Source organism: Neobacillus niacini (assembly GCF_048572935.1).
Classification (GTDB): Bacteria; Bacillota; Bacilli; order Bacillales; family Cytobacillaceae; genus Neobacillus; species Neobacillus niacini.
Genome location: NZ_CP183883.1, coordinates 1351972 through 1364413, shown reverse-complemented (window position 1 = coordinate 1364413; position 12442 = coordinate 1351972). Strand labels below are relative to the sequence as shown.

The 12442-nt window shown below is 38.9% G+C and carries 12 protein-coding genes; 4 read left to right on the top strand and 8 right to left on the bottom strand.

Annotation, left to right across the window (positions count from 1 at the left end):
* Positions 1-79: 79 nt before the first annotated feature.
* Positions 80-814 (bottom strand): SDR family NAD(P)-dependent oxidoreductase, encoded by a 735-nt coding sequence (locus ACN6MT_RS06565; RefSeq protein WP_419956395.1) that lies wholly within the window; start codon positions 812-814, stop codon positions 80-82.
* An 87-nt stretch (positions 815-901) separates the two neighbouring features.
* The gene (locus tag ACN6MT_RS06560) at positions 902-1657 is read right to left on the bottom strand and encodes an SDR family NAD(P)-dependent oxidoreductase (protein ID WP_419955209.1); all 756 of its coding nucleotides are present in this window, start codon (positions 1655-1657) and stop codon (positions 902-904) included.
* Between the two features lie 225 nt (positions 1658-1882).
* Between ACN6MT_RS06560 and ACN6MT_RS06555 the strand changes: the two genes are divergently transcribed.
* Both ACN6MT_RS06555 and ACN6MT_RS06550 read left to right on the top strand, forming a co-directional pair.
* A complete protein-coding gene (locus tag ACN6MT_RS06555) occupies positions 1883-2482 on the top strand; it encodes a TetR/AcrR family transcriptional regulator (RefSeq protein ID WP_419955208.1) in 600 nt (199 codons plus the stop codon).
* A 135-nt stretch (positions 2483-2617) separates the two neighbouring features.
* A complete protein-coding gene (locus tag ACN6MT_RS06550; RefSeq protein ID WP_419955207.1) occupies positions 2618-4042 on the top strand; it encodes a diguanylate cyclase domain-containing protein in 1425 nt (474 codons plus the stop codon).
* Between the two features lie 375 nt (positions 4043-4417).
* Here the strand turns inward: ACN6MT_RS06550 and ACN6MT_RS06545 are convergent, their stop codons facing one another.
* Together ACN6MT_RS06545 and ACN6MT_RS06540 are read right to left on the bottom strand one after the other, a co-directional pair.
* Positions 4418-5059, bottom strand: a complete 642-nt coding sequence (locus ACN6MT_RS06545; RefSeq protein WP_419955206.1) for a class D sortase — start codon at positions 5057-5059, stop codon at positions 4418-4420.
* Positions 5060-5065: 6 nt separating this feature from the next.
* Complete coding sequence (locus ACN6MT_RS06540; protein WP_419955205.1) at positions 5066-5782, bottom strand: cell wall anchor protein; 717 nt, start codon at positions 5780-5782, stop codon at positions 5066-5068.
* Positions 5783-6367: 585 nt separating this feature from the next.
* On the opposite strand from ACN6MT_RS06540, the gene ACN6MT_RS06535 reads away from it, so the two are divergent.
* Both ACN6MT_RS06535 and ACN6MT_RS06530 read left to right on the top strand, forming a co-directional pair.
* Positions 6368-6847 carry a sigma-70 family RNA polymerase sigma factor gene (locus tag ACN6MT_RS06535; protein ID WP_419955204.1) on the top strand — a complete coding sequence of 160 codons (480 nt, stop codon included), beginning with the start codon at positions 6368-6370 and terminating at the stop codon, positions 6845-6847.
* Positions 6848-7010: 163 nt separating this feature from the next.
* Positions 7011-7676: an HAD family hydrolase gene (locus ACN6MT_RS06530; RefSeq protein WP_419955203.1), complete on the top strand. Its 666-nt coding sequence runs from the start codon at positions 7011-7013 to the stop codon at positions 7674-7676.
* A gap of 358 nt (positions 7677-8034) precedes the next feature.
* Here the strand turns inward: ACN6MT_RS06530 and ACN6MT_RS06525 are convergent, their stop codons facing one another.
* The 4 genes from ACN6MT_RS06525 to ACN6MT_RS06510 all read right to left on the bottom strand — a co-directional run bounded on the left by ACN6MT_RS06525 (position 8035) and on the right by ACN6MT_RS06510 (position 12429).
* A complete protein-coding gene (locus ACN6MT_RS06525; protein WP_419955202.1) occupies positions 8035-8868 on the bottom strand; it encodes a carbohydrate ABC transporter permease in 834 nt (277 codons plus the stop codon).
* Complete coding sequence (locus ACN6MT_RS06520; RefSeq protein ID WP_419955201.1) at positions 8868-9800, bottom strand: carbohydrate ABC transporter permease; 933 nt, start codon at positions 9798-9800, stop codon at positions 8868-8870. The genes ACN6MT_RS06525 and ACN6MT_RS06520 overlap by 1 nt, the downstream gene beginning before the upstream one ends.
* 67 nt (positions 9801-9867) lie before the next feature.
* Positions 9868-11193, bottom strand: a complete 1326-nt coding sequence (locus tag ACN6MT_RS06515) for an ABC transporter substrate-binding protein (RefSeq protein ID WP_419955200.1) — start codon at positions 11191-11193, stop codon at positions 9868-9870.
* 66 nt (positions 11194-11259) lie between these two features.
* Entirely contained in the window at positions 11260-12429 is a 1170-nt protein-coding gene (locus tag ACN6MT_RS06510; RefSeq protein ID WP_419955199.1) for a trans-sulfuration enzyme family protein, read from the bottom strand.
* Positions 12430-12442: the final 13 nt, after the last annotated feature.

Here is a 12442-nt window from a genome sequence, read left to right as displayed (position 1 = left end):
CGCTAGATAAAAAGGACAGTTTTCCACCGGATTAAGCTTTAATCCTTGGTAAACTGTCCTGATTATATAACCGAGTATTTTATTGTGCTGAAAATCCGCCGTCAATAACCAATTCTGAACCGGTGATATAGGATGATTCATCAGATGCAAAGAATAAGGCTGCATTTGCAATATCTTCAGGTTGGCCTAAACGCTGCAGTGGTGTTGCTTGTATTAAGCGACCAAGCAGCTCTTTTGATGTACTTAATGATTGAGTCATTGGTGTTTCAATAATACCAGGGAAAAGAGTATTTACCCTTACTCCTTGACGGCCAAAAGTCGTTGCGGCTGCCTTTGATAGAGCACGTACCGCTCCTTTGGATGCAGAATAATGATTAAATCCTTGACCAATTTGGGCGGTGTAAGAAGAAATATTAATGATTGACCCATTTCCTTGAGCTGCCATATAAGGCGCAACATGTTTAATGCCGGCGAAGGGACCAAAACCATTAATAGACAACATCTTCTGCCAATCATTTAGATCAATTTCCTGATACGGCTTCTCAGATGAAATCCCAGCGTTATTCACAAGAATATCAATGCGTCCAAAACGGTTATTTACTTCTTCAGCAAGTGCCTTCCAATCTTCGTCTGAAGCAACATTTAATTTCATCCCAAATACATTTTCTTTTTTGCTTGCCTTTTCAAGCGCAGATTCATTGATGTCTGCAGCAATGACAATTGCACCTTCTCGGCTAAACAAGTCTACCATTTGTTCACCAATGCCAGAAGCTCCTCCGGTAATAATAGCTATTTTATTTTCTAATCGACTCATCATAAATTCCTCCAAAACGAATATTTTTAATCTGTTAATGTTTTGACAAAGCTTATCACAGGTAATCTATACCATGCGAAAAGTTTATTAACGTAATTTAATGGAACCACCATCAACCATGATGGTTTGTCCAGTAATATAATCGGAATCCTCACTCGCTAAAAATACGGCCACACGTCCGATATCGCTTTCAATTTCACCAAGCCTTCTTAACGGAATTTTCGCTAGCATACCTTGATAGTATTCCGGATTCGCTTCAGCCCATTGAAGCATTCCCTCTGATTTTGCAATGGGAGAAATGATATTTACATTAATGCCAAAAGGCCCAAATTCATTTGCCGCCACACGAGTAATTCCACGAATTGCCTCTTTCGCAGCTGCATATGAACCTTGATTGACATCACCGTTAATCCCGGCACCTGAAGCAAAATTAATGATTTTACCCTTTGTATCTTTCAAATATGGCAGTGCCGCTTGCATAAAATAGAAGGTTGGATAAAATCCAGTGTTAAATGATAAATCCAATTCCTTTTGAGTGGTTTCTTCAATAGAGGCCATTTTTGATGCATGAGCATTATTTACTAAAATATCAATCTTTCCGAATGTTTCTCCAACTTGTTTGACAATACCGGCTATATAATCGTGCTCCATAAGATTTGCTTGAATAAAGATAGACTCCGGTTGAATTTCCTTAAGCTCTTTTATCGTTTTATGGCCGGCTTCTGCATTTAGGTCAACAATCGCTACTCTTGCCCCTTCTTTTACGAAAGCGGTTGCAATACCTTTACCAATACCACCAGCTCCACCAGTAATAATTGCTACTTTACCATGAAGTTTGCTCATTTTTTTATCCCCTTTGTATTTAATAAGGTTAGCACTGTAATAATATATAATTTTGACTAACTAGTCAATCAATACATTCCTGTCAAAGATATACAGATGATTATTGGAAATTTCCCCATATTTTACTCCATGGCGGCACCCCTCAATCATTTGGTCTTCTAGAAGTGAATGGTATAATAGAGTGATTGCATGTATCGCAGAAAAAATATTAAATGGGGATTTTATATGGCAAAGAGTGAAAAACAATTTAAAATGATACGTGACCAACGTTATGAAGAAATTAGTGATGCGGCATTAAAAATATTCGCCCGCAAAGGGTTTGCAGGAACTAAAATCAGTGATATAACGTCTTCCATCAATTTAAGTCACGGATTGCTTTATCATTATTTCAAATCAAAAGAAGAAATATATGTCGCAATTATTATGAATATCCTTGACCAATTTAAGCAAGCTGTTGCTGAAGCAGAGGACCAAAAAGGGACCCCCTATGACAAGCTTAATTGGTTTTCAGCACTTACCTTTTCAGGTTCTCCAGAGGTAGCGCTAGATCGGCATATTTTAATTAATGAAGCACTTCAAGCAGATTTTCTGTCTGAAGAAATTAAACAAACTATTAGACAAGAGTACGCTGACTCATTAAAAGTACTTTCAAGAATTATTTCTGCCGGGCAGCGAGATGGAATATTTATAGAGGGTGATGCAATGGAACTGGCCGCGTACTATTTATCTTTCTCCCAAGGTCTTACCTTGTGGAATGCTAAAGGTCTTTATCACATTAACGTTACTGCTGAGAGCGTAATTCGTCCATTATTAGCTAATCCTTGACACGAAAGGCTGCTTCCTTTCGTTACATGCCATAATCGGACTAGAAACCGAACCATCCCCATGTTTCCGTGACAGGTCGCTGTTTTCAATGATAAAATACAGGGTGTCATTTGATTACAAGGGATGGTTGTTCTGATGGAGATATTGGCAAAAAACGCAGCGAGTGAAAATGATATCAAGCAACAATTTATCAACTATAATGAAAACCTATTATTCGAACGAATCAAGCACGTTTCCTATATGCTCATCATCACGTATCCCTGTTTTTTCATAGTGGACTTTATCCTTTTGGCTAACCTGAACAACCCGACTTATAAATTTATCCTATCAACCTTCCATATCCTAGACTTGATAATCTCCCTTATCTTTTTAGTCCTCTACCACCGTAGCAAGGACAACGCCAAAGGGTCGATTATTCTCACCTATTTATTTCTTTATTTGTTTATAGGCGCCGTGTCTTCGATCAACAGCCAGCTTAATAACGGTAATATCTATGCTTATATAATTATTCTCTTAGCGGTTGCTGTTATTTTGCCGGTTCAGCCACGGCACCAGGCTGGCATTATCACAGGAATTCATCTATTTTTCATTACAGGGTTGTTCCTTCTTGAAAAAAATCACTTTTCGTTCCTATTTAAGCTAGTGAATTCAACGGGTGCAGCTGTCATTTCGTTTACGATTGCGTATGCCTTCTATTCATTTCGAAAAAGTAATTTTACAAACGAATGGAAACTAAAGCAGAATGAAGAGAGCTTTCGCAGATTATTTCACATGAATCCTAATCCGTTGGTCCTTTGCAATCTTGAAACCAGCAACATTTTGCTCCTAAATCAGCAGGCAATCGAATACTTCCATTTGAAAAATAAAGATATGACAAAGCTTGATGGATGGTTTATGCTGACCACGCCTGAGGAAAAACAATCGATCGTAGAAAAACTTGAAGAACATCAGAATTTTAAAAATTATATGGTCAAACATAAACAGAAATGGTCCATGCTCAATTTTGAACTGGTCAATTACTTAGGGGAGCGCTGCGTCCTTATTGGAAGCACAGACATTACAGATTTGAAGGAAACGGAAGAAGAGCTTTATCAACATGCATCACTTGACCCGCTTACAGGGGTCCTCAACAGAAGGCGAGGAATGGAAATCCTTTCACAATACCTGCAAGATGGATCAACAGAATTCATCGTCTGCTATATTGATATAAACAATTTAAAAATGGTAAATGACAAGTACGGACATTCTGCAGGCGATGACCTGATTATGACTTGCTGCGAAACCATCAAACGGCATATCAGGGAAAAGGACGTCCTTTTCCGCCTAGGCGGTGATGAATTTATCATTCTATTTTTCGAGCCACAAATGGAAGTTGCACAGGGAATCTGGTCCCGCATTCGAAGTGAGTTTCAGGATATGGTTAGAACGGGCCAAAAGCCATATCCAATCTCAGCCAGCCACGGTTTCTATCAATATAAACCTGGAACCGACTTAAGTCCTGAAGAAATCCTTGAACTGGCGGACCAGGAAATGTATAAAGAAAAGTTCATGCACAGATAAAGCAAATAGCTTTTGATTTGGATTATTCAATCGGTACCGATATATCTTTTAAAAAAGGCTATGTTATAACTGAATGTTGATTTCACTGTGTTTGAAAAATAAATGGAAAAATTCCGGTTAAATTATGAAATACCCCTATTCCCTTATTAAAAAGGGAAGTTTTTCCGCCTATATCAACCTAAATTTTGAATTTCGGCCTATTTAAAGCAGTTAATCGAAATATCTCCGCCTATATATCCTTCTTAAGCTGCTCTATATACATTAGCCGGAAATTCTCCGCCTATGAGTTCTATTCCTATACGAAAATCAACGATGAATAATAACAAAGCCATAAAAAGAAGCAGCCCAATGAACAAATTCATCGGGCTGCTTCTTTTAGTTACTTGCAATAATCGGACTAGAAACCAACTTCGTATAAACGACATAACGATCTGGTGCATCCCCTATAAAATCAAATGGATAACACGTTGTTAATGTAAGAGTTTCATAATCAGTTGGTACCATAACCGTCATATCGTCAGCTGGGACGATTTTGAAGTCTGTGGTTTCATAAACGAAATCACCATACGGAGTACTGAAGGTCAGCTGCTCACCCACTTTTAGGTGTTCGAGCTTCCGAAATACAGTATCCCGGTGTCCGCTTAAGATGACATTGCCGCCTTGACCTGGCAGAGCGCTGCCGGCAAAATGGCCAGCGCCTTTTTTCAACTCATTGTCATGGGTGCCCTGAACAACAGGAACATTTAAATCAATCGTAGTGAACTGTAATTCACCGATTGATGAACCTGGATCTGGCAGTTTTGGCCATGGCTGGTCAAATGTCTGATTAGGCAATTCTGGTTCGTATTCATCAACTACTTGGTGCGCTAATAAGACTGTCTGTTTTGATAAATCCCATCCAAAATAAGCAACAATGCCAACACCGGCTGCAATCAGTAAAATTGGAAAACTAAGCAGTACCCATTTCCACTTCTGATACCACTTCTTTTTCCGCTTTTTCTTTCTTATTTTTTCCATGGTTTCTTATGCTTCGATTTCGGATTTGCGTACCAAACGTACCGCCGGAACAGCTGCAACTCCGCCTAATAGAATTAATAATCCGCCTAGTGCCATGTAATCTACGGTGTTGCTGTCTGTGTTAGGAAGTGGAGCATTTGGCATTGGAACGAATGTCCCTTTTTTATCTAATTGTTTTTTAGCTTGTACAGCATTTTTTAATGCATTCAATTTCGATTGAATAACAGTTAGATTTAAATCTTCCTTCTTCGGATTCACGACTGCAAGTACGTTACCATTTAGATCTTTTAATTGAATAACAAGTGTGGAAGATCCAGCCTTATACGTTGTGATATCAATTGGATTCCCTTTTTCATCTGTAATAGCCGCTTGAAGGTGTGCTAGTTTCACGCTCTCTAAGAATAAACGTGCTACTTCTACCTTTTGTGCATTAGGCAGATCTTCTGGATTCGCTGCACCCTTTAAGATCTGGCTCACCTTTTGAGTATTGTCAAGAATTCCTTTATACTCGGCGTCACTTAACGTGATAGATTGCAAGTAAGCATATAAATAATCTACCTCTGCAATATTTAATGCCTTTAAAGAATCTACCAATTTCTGTGCTTGAGAATCTGTATTTCCTGCTGCTAAAACAGCATTACTTGGAACCGCAGCAAATGCAGTTAAACCCAAACTAAGTGCTGCAATCACAGAACCCTTTTTCAAAGTTGACTTAAAATTCATCTCTTCACCCTCTATTTTATATTTATGTATCTATAAAAGATAACATAATTTGCTAGTTTTCTCAAACGAAATATGTGAAAATTGTCAGTTTTTGTGAAAAGTATAGGAAACAATTATTATATGAATCTCTTATTCTTTTAACTTTTAGGTATCCCCCAAAATTACTTGGATATTTTAAACGCTTTGTTTTACTCCCATATGTATAAAACAGGAATGACTGTTTTTATACATCTTCATCCCCACCTTGCCAGTTTATAGCAGCAAGGCATTTTATTCTTTAGTTAGGACTCCTCCCCCCTTTTACTAGAATCCCACTCGACAATATTCCCCTTACAAAGAAGGATTAAACCTAGTTTTAGGAGCATTTGGTAAAAATCTAATAACGATTAGTTAAAACTCTTATACTTTTAAAAAAACAAATCCTATTTAAGTGTTGTTTGTTCCAATTTGAAGAGAATTTCACGGTTTAAATCTATTTTTTACTGTTAAATTCATTTTTCCCTGATTCGAAGGTTTCCTATGAATGGATTAAGGTAGAGCTACCTAGGAATAAATCGGAAGCGCGCTGCCTGAAGGATCTTACCAGTGGAGAGCTTTGACGAGTTAGTTGTACAGTATCAGCCCATGATTCATAAGATTATTCAAACCCTGCACATCTATAAAAATGAAGATGAATTCTATCAGACGGGGTTAATTGGACTTTGGGAAGCTAGTCAGTCCTTTGATGAAAGAAAAGGCAGCTTTTCAAATTACGCTTACACCTACATCAAAGGAAAAATGTTAACGCAAATGTCGAAAAACAACCAAGTTAATGAAAGACTTATTCATCCAAAGGAGGAATACTGGGAAACGATTGAGGGGCAGGAATCTCTTTATCTTGAGACGGAAACCATTAAAGATTATTGTAATGGTCTAACGGAAAAAGAAGCGAAATGGGTAATGGCTATGTCTATCGGCCAACTATCCATTAAGGAATTAGCGGAAAGAGAGAAAGTTTCGGTTTCAGCCGTTAAGCAGTGGAAATCAGGGGCAATAAGGAAGTTGAAAGAAACGAAGGCAAATTAAAATAACGGATTCCGTTCGTTACCGCTAACGTTATAAAATGTAATTTTTACCTGCAAATCTGAATCAAATAAATACTGTTTAATATATAAGAAGGCTTTTAATAGTTTTAGTGAAATTATGGTAGAATATCAAAATACTAGAGGTTCATATTGGGGGATATTAAATGACTTTAAAATATAAATGTTTAATCTTAGACCACGATGATACAGCGGTAAAAAGCACTCCAGATATACATTATCCATCATTTGTAGAAGCTCTTAAAAATTTACGGCCAAATGAGGAACCTATTCACCTCGAAGAGTTTGTTAGATACTGTTTTAATCCAGGTTTTTCTTCTTTATGTAAAGATATTATAAAATTTACAAACGCAGAGCAACAACATCAACAAGAGGTGTGGAAAAAATATACGGAATTAACTGTACCAGACTTTTATGAAATGTTTACTGAAACCATCCAAGAGTTTAAAAGACGAGGTGGAATTGTGACGGTTGTTTCCCATTCTGAGAGAAGTCGAATTGAAAGAGATTATTCTATCCATTGCGGATTCTTGCCAGACGCGGTCTTTGGTTGGGAGCTCCCTGAACATCAAAGAAAACCACATCCATATCCAATAAAGGAAATCTTGAAACGCTTTAATCTACATGAAACCGAAGCACTCATGGTGGATGACCTAAAGCCTGGATTGGAGATGGCAAGGAGTTGTAATGTTGATTTTGCGGCAGCTGGATGGTCTCACACTATTCCGGAAATCAAAGAACAAATGAAATTGGAATCAAAATATTACTTTGAGACAGTGGAACAATTCCATCAATTAGTATTAAACAAATAATGTTGGAACAGCTCAATCCATATAGGATTGGGCTATTTTTTATTTTGGCTGTGTTATATAATGCTGTTGATTTGCGCTCTAGATAGAATGGGGTCTGACCCAAACTTCCGGGATGATAAGAGGAGATTTTTCGGTTAAATTCAAAATAGAGGTGAATCCGGGGTATATAAGGGGAGGTTTTCCGATTATGCCAAGCAGAATCACCCATTTTCACCTTTTTCGAGTTAATAGGCGGAATCCCTCCGTCTATTGAAGCCATATTTGATCATATTTACTGATTAAGAGGAATTTCTCCGCCTATTGGGTGCTTAGAGAATGGGGTCAGACCCCAAAATGACAAAAAGGGATAGCACAATCACTACCCCTTAATAGAACCTTGTGTCATCCCTTCCACAATATACTTCTGAGCAAAAGCGAACAACAACAATGTCGGTATTACAGATAATACAGTTGCGGCTGACATCGATCCCCAATCAATATCAAATTTCGTAATAAATGAGTTCATGGCAACCGGAATCGTTTTGGCCTCTTCTTTATCGATGAACATAACCGCTAAGAACAATTCGTTCCAACACTGTACAAAGGCGAAGATGAAGGTTGCAGCCAATCCTGGCAGCATGACAGGAATGATCACTTTAAATAGCGCGGTTATCCTTGAACAGCCATCCATCATGGCCGCTTCCTCCAAACTTGACGGAATCCTTTCAAAGAACCCCTTCATCATAACCGTACAAAACGGCACCATCATTACCGTATACATGAGCATTAACGAAGGTAATTTATTAATCAGTTCCAGCTTTGACATTAACAAATATAATGGCGCCAGCCCAATAAATAAGGGAATCATTTGGGTAATGAAGAAAGCAAAGATTACCTGCGTTTTACCCTTAAACTCAAACCGGGCTAGAACATAACCGCCAAGTGTTGCAATAATTAAGGAAATAACACCTGCAATCAAGGAGAGAATCAAACTATTCATAATATAAACATCGAAGTTTGAAATCTTAATGATATTAATGTAGTTTTCGAATGTAACGTTTTCCGGCCAGTATTGGATAGGGATGGTAAACATTTCATTCGACGGTTTTAATGAAGTAACGAAAATCCAATACAGCGGGAACACCGTGAAGACGAGAAATAAGGATAAGAAAACAACCTTAATCAACAGTTTACAGTTTATTAGTCTCATCATTAAAAATCACCCGCTTTATTGAATTTCGTTGCTAGCAGATAAAAAATGGAAAAGAAAATTAAAATAAAAATGATAATAACTCCAACAGCAGCCGCTTGTCCGTAGTTTTGTCCAAACATGATTTTCTCCAGCATATAGGTAGATAGAATATGTGTTGAACCGGCAGGTCCACCGTTTGTCAGTGAGTAGATTAAATCAGGAAAATTTAAGATCCAAATGACTCGGAGCAACGTGGTGACAATCAGTGTTGGTAAAATATATGGGACGGTAATGTTAAAAAGCTGTTGGAAATAACCGGCACCATCAATCTTTGCTGCTTCAAACAATTCTTCCGGGATGGATTGTAAGGCAGCTAAAATCATAATCGCGAAGAAGGTAATCCCGTACCAGACATTTGCAACAATAACGGAAACCATCGCCCAGGTGGGATCCGCCAAGAAAGGGATCGCACTATCAATGAGTCCAACCTTCATCAACAGGTCATTAATCACCCCGCCTTGTCCATTCAGCATCCAGCGCCAAATCAACCCGATTAAAAAACCCGACATCGCCCATGGAAAAAAGATAAAGGCTTGGTAAACCCCTCTCCCCTTGAACTTCCTTCTCAACATCAAGGCGACGATAAATCCAATGAAGAATTGAGGAATTAACGAAAAAAAGACCCAATATAAACTATTAACGAGTGACTCTTTAAAGCCTATATCAGCCATGATGGTTTTAAAGTTTTCTAGACCGATAAATCGAATGTTCATTAAATCATAGGCCGAATAATTTTGAAACGCCATAATCACCCCTTTTAACAAGGGATAATAGGTGAAGATCGAAACAAGTATAATGGCTGGGAGTAAACAAAGGAATATGAAAAGACCATGTTTTGACATACGAAACAATGGCAAGCCTCTTTCTGTAACAGTTTCAGTTTGTATTTTCAAGTTTCATATTCTCCTCTCCGAAAAAAGAAACAAGGGCAGCAGTCTTCCCCACTGCCCTCCATTTTCTTTATTTATGATTTTCTTTTTCCTTTTTCCAAAAATCAGTCCACTTTGCTAATACATCTTCTTTTGATAGCTTATCTAATAACAGAGCCTGTATATCCTTTTCAGCTAAAGCACGGTATTCCGCATAGCCCTTATAGTGGACAGGACGATCAGCAATTAAGAATTCTTCTGGCTTCGCACTCATTTCAATGTAAGAGCTAAAGTAGCCCTCTTTGAAATACGGATCGTCACCAGCACTTAAATGAATCGGAATAAGTGAGTTTTCCTTGGCGAAAAATAAATTTTGTTCAGGACTTGATAAGAATGATACAAGCTTCCATGCCTCTTCCTTATGCTTGGAGAAAGCACCGATTCCCCAGCCTGCTGTTCCTGCCGACTGCTGTGCCACCCCTGATGGAGTTCCTTTAGGCAGTGGAGCTGTATCCCATGTTCCTTCTTTCATATTTTCTGCAGCGGTTACAATGACCTCTGGATCCTGAATTAACATCGCAGTCATTCCAGAAGTAAAGCCTTGAACCATTTCCGGGTAGCTCCAGCTGATCGAATCAGGAGGAGAAGCTTTCTTATATACTTCTACAAAGGTATCGAGCACCTGCATGGCTTCTGGTGTATCAAACATGACCTTACCATCATTTGTGAAATACGCGTCCTTTGTCGCGATCTTTTCCCCGAGGAATGACCATGTCATAAATTCAATATAATCCGAAGAGCCTGCACCGCCACGGAAGCTATAGCCATAGCGATTCTTTGAAGGGTCGGTTAATTTAATTGCTGCGTCTACTAACTCATCCCACGTTTCCGGAACCTCAATTCCAGCTTCTTCAAACCAATCCTTCCGATAGAATAACGTTTTTTCATATACACCGTAAGGAATATAATAAGGTTTATCGTCAACAGCTGTTGCTCCATGCTTAATTGTTTCCGTTAACGAATTCCAGTCTTCCCACTTGCTTGTATAGGAGGATAGGTCTTCAATAAATTGGTTAGCGGCCCAATTCTTAACCGTCTGCTCACGTACTTCTAATACATCAATATCCTCTTTTGCCATGAGCATTTGTGTGATTTTTTCATCCGCGCTTTGCAAAGGAGGAGAAATCAATTCCACCTTAATGTTCGGATTTTCCTCTTCAAATTTAGCAATCATTTCTTTTAAAAGTGTCGTTCTGGCTGGGCTTGTAATACTTTCAATCATCCTTAATGTGACTTTTCCGTCTTTATCCTCTTTCTCACTAGAGTTATCTACCTCTGAACTCGTGCAGCCTGCCAAGATGCCCACAAACAACATGAATGAAACAAGAACCCAAAATCCCTTTTTGAGATGAAGCATCAACATACTCCCCCTTGAAATGTTTGTATTATATACAAAAGGGGCCGCCCCCTTTTATACCAATAATTAAACAAGCTTTAATGCTGCCTCTAAATCTTCGAGTAACTCATCGACATTCTCTAAACCGACCGAAATTCGGATCAAGCCCGGGTCCAACCCGCCTTTCACTAATTGCTCGACGTTATAGCCATAGTTCGGTGAAATTACGAGACTTTCAAAACCACCCCAGGAAACACCGATTTGAAAATGGTTTAGGCTATTAACCACCTTCCGAACAGATTCATACGTGTTATTCTTGAGTTCAAAGCTCATCAAGCCTGTATAGCCTTTTAGCTGCTCTTTTCCAAGCCTGTAATCTGGAGAGCTCTCTAATCCAGGGTAATTTACCCGTTTGACAGCAGGATTTTTTTCTAAAAAGGAAGCGATTTTCAACCCGCTTTCCTGATGTGCCTTCATCCGAATCGGCAGGGTCCGAAGCCCGCGCATTAAAAGCCATGCTTCATACGGCGGCATGACACCACCAAACAGCTGATACTCATGATAAAACAGATGATCCATAATCTCCTTGCTCGTAATTAAGGCTCCGCCAACAAGGTCACTATGTCCGCCTAAATACTTCGAAACAGAATGGACAACGATATCAATTCCATAGGTAATCGGATTTTGAAAAATAGGTGTAGCCCAGGTATTATCAATAATGGTTTTAATCCCACGCTGCTTGGCTAGGGCTGCAATTGCTTTTAAATGAACAAGTTTAAAGGACATGGTCGTCGGACTTTCTAGGTAGATTACTTTGGTGTTGGGGCGAATCAATGACTCGATTGCCTCGAGGTCTGTGTTGAGGGTATTCGTGTGAGAGATGCCGAATTTTTCAATATAGGTAAAGAACTTCGTTGTTGGACCGTATATATTGCTGATACTTAAAACATGATCGCCTGATTGTAAAAAGGTTAAGATTGCTGATGAGATGGCAGCCATCCCTGAGGCAAACAACTTACACCTCTCCCCTTTTTCCAGTGCAGCCAATTTCTTCTCCACAATTTCAACGGTTGGATTGGTACCGCGCCAGTACAGGTAACTGCTTTGCTCATCTTTCATCGCTTCTGCAAGCTGTTCGAAGTTTTCAAATACAAACAGCGAATTCTGATAGATGGGCGGAACCACTGCTCCATGAAACCGCTCATATTCATCACCGAGATGAGTGACGATATGTTCATTTGAGGACTGTTTCGTCATGCCTATTCCTTCT

Bases quoted from the DNA above. Each gene is read 5' to 3' on its own strand.
- ACN6MT_RS06565 (WP_419956395.1), bottom strand. From the start codon at position 814: ATGAGTCGATTAGAAAATAAAATAGCTATTATTACCGGAGGAGCTTCT.
- ACN6MT_RS06560 (WP_419955209.1), bottom strand. From the start codon at position 1,657: ATGAGCAAACTTCATGGTAAAGTAGCAATTATTACTGGTGGAGCTGGT.
- ACN6MT_RS06555 (WP_419955208.1), top strand. From the start codon at position 1,883: ATGGCAAAGAGTGAAAAACAATTTAAAATGATACGTGACCAACGTTAT.
- ACN6MT_RS06550 (WP_419955207.1), top strand. From the start codon at position 2,618: ATGGAGATATTGGCAAAAAACGCAGCGAGTGAAAATGATATCAAGCAA.
- ACN6MT_RS06545 (WP_419955206.1), bottom strand. From the start codon at position 5,059: ATGGAAAAAATAAGAAAGAAAAAGCGGAAAAAGAAGTGGTATCAGAAG.
- ACN6MT_RS06540 (WP_419955205.1), bottom strand. From the start codon at position 5,782: ATGAATTTTAAGTCAACTTTGAAAAAGGGTTCTGTGATTGCAGCACTT.
- ACN6MT_RS06530 (WP_419955203.1), top strand. From the start codon at position 7,011: ATGACTTTAAAATATAAATGTTTAATCTTAGACCACGATGATACAGCG.
- ACN6MT_RS06525 (WP_419955202.1), bottom strand. From the start codon at position 8,868: ATGATGAGACTAATAAACTGTAAACTGTTGATTAAGGTTGTTTTCTTA.
- ACN6MT_RS06515 (WP_419955200.1), bottom strand. From the start codon at position 11,193: ATGCTTCATCTCAAAAAGGGATTTTGGGTTCTTGTTTCATTCATGTTG.
- ACN6MT_RS06510 (WP_419955199.1), bottom strand. From the start codon at position 12,429: ATGACGAAACAGTCCTCAAATGAACATATCGTCACTCATCTCGGTGAT.